Annotated in this window: 1 pseudogene; it reads right to left on the reverse strand. The window is 47.4% G+C overall.

Going from position 1 to position 209, the window contains the following annotated elements:
- Window positions 1-209 (reverse strand): annotated as a pseudogene (locus A372_RS32685) (signal recognition particle protein); the annotation flags it as partial.

Genomic DNA, 209 nt, shown 5'->3' on the forward strand with positions numbered 1-209 from the left:
CGATTTACCTCAGCCAGCGATGTTCCACTGCCTACAGCAATCCGCTTGCGACGGCTATGATTAATCATGTCCGGGTTTTGCTTTTCCTGTGTAGTCATCGAATGAACGATAGCCTCAATCCGGCCCATCTGTTTGTCATCCACTTTGATGTCTTTCATTTGCTTCATGTTGCCCATACCAGGAATCATATCGAGAATCTGGTCGATCGG

The organism is Paenibacillus sp. OSY-SE (assembly GCF_000283315.1).
Classification (GTDB): domain Bacteria; phylum Bacillota; class Bacilli; order Paenibacillales; family Paenibacillaceae; genus Paenibacillus_B; species Paenibacillus_B profundus.